At 70.0% G+C, this 6,272-nt stretch carries 7 protein-coding genes; 1 reads left to right on the top strand and 6 read right to left on the bottom strand.

The window, feature by feature from the left end; genetic code table 11:
* Positions 1-126: 126 nt before the first annotated feature.
* The 3 genes from VJR25_RS04625 to VJR25_RS04615 all read right to left on the bottom strand — a co-directional run bounded on the left by VJR25_RS04625 (position 127) and on the right by VJR25_RS04615 (position 2,522).
* Positions 127-378 (bottom strand): YlxR family protein, encoded by a 252-nt coding sequence (locus VJR25_RS04625; protein WP_324113005.1) that lies wholly within the window; start codon positions 376-378, stop codon positions 127-129.
* A 48-nt stretch (positions 379-426) separates the two neighbouring features.
* Positions 427-1,413: a transcription termination factor NusA gene (nusA, locus tag VJR25_RS04620; protein ID WP_324113003.1), complete on the bottom strand. Its 987-nt coding sequence runs from the start codon at positions 1,411-1,413 to the stop codon at positions 427-429.
* A gap of 95 nt (positions 1,414-1,508) precedes the next feature.
* Positions 1,509-2,522, bottom strand: coding sequence for a TIGR00730 family Rossman fold protein (locus VJR25_RS04615; protein ID WP_324113002.1), 1,014 nt, complete (start codon positions 2,520-2,522; stop codon positions 1,509-1,511).
* A gap of 187 nt (positions 2,523-2,709) precedes the next feature.
* Between VJR25_RS04615 and VJR25_RS04610 the strand changes: the two genes are divergently transcribed.
* Positions 2,710-3,117 (top strand): methylated-DNA--[protein]-cysteine S-methyltransferase, encoded by a 408-nt coding sequence (locus VJR25_RS04610; RefSeq protein WP_324113000.1) that lies wholly within the window; start codon positions 2,710-2,712, stop codon positions 3,115-3,117.
* Positions 3,118-3,126: 9 nt separating this feature from the next.
* Here VJR25_RS04610 and VJR25_RS04605 read toward each other — a convergent pair whose 3' ends face one another.
* The 3 genes from VJR25_RS04605 to VJR25_RS04595 all read right to left on the bottom strand — a co-directional run.
* Complete coding sequence (locus tag VJR25_RS04605) at positions 3,127-4,902, bottom strand: proline--tRNA ligase (protein WP_324112998.1); 1,776 nt, start codon at positions 4,900-4,902, stop codon at positions 3,127-3,129.
* Between the two features lie 55 nt (positions 4,903-4,957).
* Positions 4,958-5,716 (bottom strand): SDR family oxidoreductase, encoded by a 759-nt coding sequence (locus tag VJR25_RS04600; protein ID WP_324112996.1) that lies wholly within the window; start codon positions 5,714-5,716, stop codon positions 4,958-4,960.
* Positions 5,706-6,272 (bottom strand): hypothetical protein (locus VJR25_RS04595; RefSeq protein ID WP_324112994.1); only part of this gene is annotated, 567 nt, incomplete at its 5' end. The genes VJR25_RS04600 and VJR25_RS04595, both read right to left, overlap by 11 nt.

Genomic DNA, 6,272 nt, shown 5'->3' with positions numbered 1-6,272 from the left:
ATCTCGTGCACGCGTGGTTTTGCGTTTGCCACAGTTCTCCTGTCTTGGGGCCCACCCCAGGACAGGGCGGACCATCAGATGCGGACGGGTCTCATTTCGAGCCGTTCACTTCTTGTCCATAGCCGTTCAGCCTTTTCGCTGGAGGTGTTCTTCGATGGTCTGCGTGTCGAGCGAACCCGATACCCGCAGCGCACGGACGAATGCCCGCCGCCGCAGAGCGGCGGTCATGCACTCGGGTGTGTCGTGCACCCACGCGCCCCTCCCGGGCATCGACGCACGCTCATCGAGGACGAGGGTGGAATCGATGGCCACCACTCGGACGAGGGTGGATCGGGAAGCACGCGTGCGGCAACCGACGCACGTTCGTACTGGATCCATCTTACACCGCCGACCTGTCCGGAAGCCGACCGGCGCCGGTCGTCGCGCTCACGACTCCAGGATGCTGTCGGGCTGGATGTCGATCTTGGCGCCGGTGAGCTTGGCGGCCAGGCGCGCGTTCTGACCTTCCTTGCCGATGGCGAGCGACAGCTGGTAGTCGGGCACGAGCGCGCGGACGGCCTTGGTGCCGGGGTCGAGCACGAAGGCCGAGGTCACCTTGGCGGGCGACAGCGCGTTCGCGACGAACTTCGCCAGCTCCGGGTCGTAGTCGACGATGTCGACCTTCTCGCCGGCGAGCTCCTCGGTCACGGCGCGCACGCGTCGGCCGAGCTCGCCGATGCACGCGCCCTTGGCGTTGATCGACGGGTCGTTCGCCTTGACCGCGATCTTGGTGCGGTGGCCGGCCTCGCGGGCCAGGGACACGATCTCGACGAGACCCGACGCGATCTCCGGCACCTCCAGCGCGAAGAGCTTGCGCACGAGGCCCGGGTGCGTGCGGGACACGGTGATCGCCGGGCCCTTGGTGCCCTTGGCGACCGAGGTCACGTACACGCGGATGCGGCTGCCGTGGGTGTAGTCCTCACCGGGCACCTGCTCCTCAGGCGGCAGGATCGCCTCCACGGTGCCGAGGTCGACGTGCACCATGCGGGGGTTCGGCCCCTGCTGGATGACGCCCGCGACGATGTCGCCCTCCTTGCCGCGGAACTCGCCGAGCACCGCGTCGTCCGCGATGTCGCGCAGCCGCTGGCTGATGACCTGCTTGGCGGCGTACGCGGCGATGCGACCGAACCCCTCGGGGGTGCTCTCCTCCTCGCCGATGACCTCGCCGTCCTCGTCCATCAGCGGCACGTAGATGGAGACGTGTCCGCTCTTGCGGTCGAGGTGGGAGCGGGTGCCCTCGGGCAGGGTGCCGGTCGGCGAGGTGTGCTTCGCGTACGCGGTCAGGATCGCCTGCTCGATGATGTGCACCAGCTCGTCGAAGGGGATCTCCCGCTCACGCTCGACGGTCCGCAAAAGTCCCAGGTCGATGTCCACGTCGGTCCTCCTTCTTCAGCTTTCGCCGGTTTCCCGGCATCCAGACAACATTACCGGATGCCGGAACCACCTGTATCCGGGCCGAAGAGGGCCGCTCAGGCGCGGGCGGTGCCGAGGGCGTTGACGGCGCCGATCAGCTGGTACAGCTCACCGACCTTGTACTGGTTGAGGTTCAGCACCAGGCGCGGCAGGTCGGTCTTGTCGTGGTCGGACGTCTCGACGGGCAGCGGGCCGGAGGCCTCGATGAACCCGGTCGCCAGCAGCCCGGCGAACTCGCGGTTGAGCGAGGCGACCTCGGCATCGGTCGGCGCGTGCTTGAGCCGCAGCACCAGCCGGTCGCCGACCCAGCGCAGCGAATCATAGTTGCGCCAGAAGCCTTCGACGTGGGCAGCGGCCTCCACGACGGAGTCAGTGACCAGCACGCGCTGCATGTCGTCGGGTGCGATGGTGCCCGACCCGGCGAGCTCCTCCTCCACGTAGTCGGCAAGGCCGGTCCAGAACGTGCCGCCGGGGCGGTCCAGCAGCACGATCGGCATCGGTTCGGCCTTGCCGGTCTGCTGCAGCGTGAGCAGCTCGAACGTCTCGTCGAGGGTGCCGAAGCCGCCGGGCAGGCTGACGAACCCGCGGGACTCCTTCATGAGCATGAGCTTGCGGGTGAAGAAGTACTTCATCGACACGTGCCGCTCGTCGGCGACCGCCTCGTTGGGCTTCTCCTCGAAGGGCAGCCGGATCGAGATGCCGACCGATCGCCCGGGGCCCGCGCCCTCGGTGGCGGCCTGCATGATCCCGGGACCGGCGCCGGTGACGACCATCCACCCCTGGGCGGCGAGGGAGGCTGCGATGTCCCGTGCCTGCGTGTAGAGCGGGGTGCCGGGCTGCGTGCGCGCGGAACCGAACACGGTGACCTTCGGGATGTCGGCGTACGGGGCGTAGAGGCGGAAGGCATCCCGCATCTCCTCGATGGCCGCCGCGGTGATCTTGAGGTCGAGGCGCGTGGTGCGGTCGGTACCGAGTTCGATGCCGGCGCGGAGGATGCGGCGGATGAGGCTGCGGTTCGCCGGGATCTCGGCGTCGGCGATCAGTCTGTCGAACTCTTCGTCGTCGATCATGTGCCCAGCATGTCACCGGCACGTGGCCTGCCGGTGAACGGCGCGGAGCCCGCGATCGTCCGGGCGCCACTGTCCGGGGCCCGCGGTAGCCTCAGCTCATGGTCTCGTTCGGCACCCTCGACACGCCCGTGGGACGGCTCGGCGTCCTCAGCCGGGGTGTGACGCGGTCAGCGCCGTCGGGTGGCGCATGTCCCGCCCGGCGGATGCCGCGGAGCACGCCGACCCAGTTCTCGTCGAGGCCCTCGCTCAGCTGACGGCGTACTTCGCCGGCGACCTGCGGCAGTTCGATGTGCCCGTCGACCTCGGAGAGCTCTCGGCGGGCACCCGCTCCGTGCTCACGTGCCTGTTCGACACCGTGCCGCACGGTGAGACGATCACGTACGGAGAGCTGGCCGCGCGCAGTGGCACCGGCATCCCGGCGCGCGGCATCGGCGCGATCATGGGCGCCAACCCGGTTCCCCTCATCGTCCCCTGCCATCGTGTGCTCGCCGGCGACGGCCTGGGCGGCTACTCCGGCGGGGAGCGCGGGCAGGGGCGCGCGACGAAGCGCCGGCTGCTCGAGTTCGAGGGTGCGCTGCCGGCCCCGCTGTTCTGACCGTGGCCGTCAGCGGGGCGCGACGAGATGCGCGACGGCGTCGCCGACCGGCACGACCTGGCGGTCGCCGGAGCGGCGGTCCCACAGCTCCACCTCGCCGTCGGCGGCGCCGCGGCCCACGATGATGATCTTCGGCACGCCGACGAGTTCGGCATCCTTGAACTTCACACCCGGCGACACCTTGGGGCGATCGTCGTACAGGACGTCGAATCCGGCCTTCTCGAGGTCGGCCGACAGCGTCTCGGCGAGGTCGAACGCGGTCGAGTCCTTGCCCGTCGCGACCACCTGCACATCGAACGGCGCGACCGACGCCGGCCACACGAGGCCGTTGTCGTCGTTGTTGAGCTCGGCGATGATGGCGAGGATGCGGGTGACGCCGATGCCGTACGAGCCCATCGTGACGGTGACGAGCTTGCCGTTCTCGTCGAGCACCTGCAGGCCGAGCGCGTCTGCGTACTTACGGCCGAGCTGGAAGACGTGGCCGATCTCCATGCCGCGGGCCAGGGTGACGGGACCCGAGCCGTCCGGCGCCGGGTCGCCCTCGCGGACGCTCGCGACCTCGACGAAGCCGTCGGAGCCGAAGTCGCGACCGGCGACCACGGAGTGCACGTGCTTCTGGTCGATGTTGGCGCCCGTGATCCAGGACGAGCCGTCGACGACGCGGGGGTCGAGGAAGTAGCGGATGCCGGTGGCGGACTCCTCGCCGAGCACCTGGCCCTGCTCGCTCCAGGGGCCGATGTAGCCCTTCACCAGCAGGGGATGCTTGGCGAAGTCGGCCTCGGTGGCGGGCTCGACCTCGGCGGGCGCGAACGCCACCTCGACGCGCTTGTCGTCGACGTCACGGTCGCCGGGCACGCCGACGACCACCACCTCGCGGCTGCCGTCGAGGTGGGTGAGGGCGAGCACCACGTTCTTCAGCGTGTGCGCGGCGGTGTACTCGCCGCCGTCCTCAGGACCGTCCAGCACCGCGTTGGAGTGCGCGACGAGCGTATCGATCGTGGGGGTGTCCGGCGAGTCGAAGATCACCGGAGACCCGTCGGTCTCGTACGCCACGTCATCGGGGACGATCGTCGAGAACGCCTCGACGTTGGCCGCGTAGCCGCCGGCGGAGCGCACGAAGGTGTCCTCGCCCACGGCGGTCGGGTGCAGGAACTCCTCGGAACGGGAACCGCCCATCGCACCGGCATCCGCCTGCACGATGACGTACTCGAGGCCGAGGCGCTGGAAGATCCGCTCGTACGCATCGCGCTGGGCCATGTAGCTGTCGTCCAAGCCCGCGTCGGTGTAGTCGAACGAGTAGGCGTCCTTCATGGTGAACTCGCGACCGCGCAGGAGCCCGGCGCGGGGCCGCGCCTCGTCCCGGTACTTGTCCTGGATCTGGTAGATCGTCAGCGGCAGGTCCTTGTACGAGGAGTACAGGTCTTTGACCAGCAGCGTGAACGCCTCTTCATGGGTGGGGGCGAGCAGGTAGTCGGCGCCCTTGCGGTCCTGCAGGCGGAAGATGCCGTCGCCGTACTCCTCCCAGCGGCCGGTCGCCTCGTAGGGCTCGCGGGGCATCAGCGCCGGGAAATGCACTTCCTGCGCACCCGCCGCCGCCATCTCCTCGCGGATGATCTGCTCGAGCCTCGCCTTCACCCGCAGCCCCAGCGGCAGCCACGCGAAGATGCCCGGCGCCTGACGCCGGATGTAGCCGGCGCGCACGAGCAGCTTGTGGCTCGTGACCTCGGCGTCGGCGGGGTCTTCGCGAAGGGTGCGGAGGAAGAAGTTCGAAAGACGGGTGACCACGGATCAAGTCTAGAGAACGATGCCGGGCGCCCTTTGCGCCCGGCATCCCACCCGATCAGGCGATGCCGCCGCCGTCGACCACGAGAGCGGAGCCGGTGACGTACGACGATTCGTCGCTGGCGAGCCAGACCACGGCCGCGGCGATCTCCCGGGGCTGGCCCATGCGGTTGAGGGGCCGCTCGGCGGCCTCGGCGAGGAAGCCGGCCTGGTCCTGGCCGAGCTGGCGGGCCTCGTCGCGCAGCATCCCGGTGTCGACGTCGCCGGGGTTGACGGAGTTCACGCGGATTCCCTGCGGTCCGTGGTCGATCGCGAGCGCCCGGGTCATGTTCACCACCGCTCCCTTGGACGCGCAGTACGAGATCGCCTGGCCGCCGCCCTTGAGGCCCCAGCCGGAGCCGGTGTTGACGATCGAGCCGCCGCCCGCCGCGGCCATGATCGGCACCACGTGCTTGCACATGAGGAAGATCGCCCGCACGTTGACGCCGAACACGCGGTCCCACTCCTCGACCGTGGTCTCCACGGCGGTGGTGCGACGGATGATGCCGGCGTTGTTGAAGACGACGTCGATGCCGCCGAACTCCTGCTGGACGCCGGCGACGACGCTCTCGATGTCGGCCTCGCTGGAGACGTCCGCGGCGATCGCGATGGCGGTGCCGCCGGCGGCGCGGATCTCGTCGGCGACGGCCTGCGCAGCCTCCCCGTTCAGGTCGACGACGGCGACGGATGCGCCCTCCGCGGCGAATGCGAGCGATGTGGCACGGCCGATGCCGCCCGCTCCGCCCGTGACGATGGCCTTCTTGCCTTCAAGGCGCATGGAGTTCTCCTTCTGGTTCGGGAAGTGCTGGATCTTCGAGTTCGGGTGCGTGGACAGGGTAGAAGCTGGATGCCCCCGGGCCGGTGATCACCCGGATGAAGCCGGCGAGCGCGGCATCCAGCTCCGGGTCGCCGGTGTCGACGAGCAGCGGGCTCCCCCGCAGCTCGATGAGCTTGGACTCCGGGGCGACGACCAGGAGGGGATCCGGCCCGAGGGCCCGCAGCACCCGGGCGGACAGCTGCTGGTTGCCGCGGCCGAGCAGGAACCCCTGGCCGCCGATCACGGTCACCACCGCCTGGGCGGGACCTTTCGCGATCTCGTCGAGCAGCTCCTGTTCGCCGGCCGCACGGCGCACGAGCCGCCCGTCGAGCACGACGTCGACCCCGAGCGGACTCTTCTCGAGTCCGAGCAGCCGCGCGGCGTCGGCCATGGTGCCGCCGGGGCCGAGCAGGTAGCGCACGCCGGGGCGGAACCGCAGCACCGCTCCGCGCGCCGCGGCGATCGCGGCATCCCGCTCGCTCGTCGGCGTCGGGGACTTGCGCGCCTGCGTGCGCCC

This window comes from Microbacterium sp. (assembly GCF_035277845.1).
Classification (GTDB): Bacteria; Actinomycetota; Actinomycetes; order Actinomycetales; family Microbacteriaceae; genus Microbacterium.
The sequence above is the reverse complement of the archived record's forward strand: the minus strand, read 5'-3'. Positions and strand labels throughout refer to the sequence as shown.

Bases quoted from the DNA above. Each gene is read 5' to 3' on its own strand.
- VJR25_RS04625 (WP_324113005.1), bottom strand. From the start codon at position 378: ATGGATCCAGTACGAACGTGCGTCGGTTGCCGCACGCGTGCTTCCCGA.
- VJR25_RS04615 (WP_324113002.1), bottom strand. From the start codon at position 2,522: ATGATCGACGACGAAGAGTTCGACAGACTGATCGCCGACGCCGAGATC.
- VJR25_RS04610 (WP_324113000.1), top strand. From the start codon at position 2,710: ATGTCCCGCCCGGCGGATGCCGCGGAGCACGCCGACCCAGTTCTCGTC.
- VJR25_RS04600 (WP_324112996.1), bottom strand. From the start codon at position 5,716: ATGCGCCTTGAAGGCAAGAAGGCCATCGTCACGGGCGGAGCGGGCGGC.